Genomic DNA, 258 nt, shown 5'->3' on the forward strand with positions numbered 1-258 from the left:
GGTTTCGCTTCCCGTTGTATCGGCCATTGTAGTACGTGTGTAGCCCAGGTCATAAGGGGCATGATGATTTGACGTCATCCCCACCTTCCTCCGGTTTGTCACCGGCAGTCATCCTAGAGTGCCCACCCGAAGTGCTGGCAACTAAGATCAAGGGTTGCGCTCGTTGCGGGACTTAACCCAACATCTCACGACACGAGCTGACGACAACCATGCACCACCTGTCTCCTCTGTCCCGAAGGAAAGCCCTATCTCTAGAGC

General features: G+C 55.0%; 1 rRNA gene. It reads right to left on the minus strand.

Annotated elements, in window-relative coordinates:
* Window positions 1–258, minus strand: a 16S ribosomal RNA gene (locus MRBLPE1_RS23145); the annotation flags it as partial.

Source organism: Paenibacillus sp. LPE1-1-1.1 (assembly GCF_040676435.1).
Taxonomy (GTDB): domain Bacteria; phylum Bacillota; class Bacilli; order Paenibacillales; family Paenibacillaceae; genus Pristimantibacillus.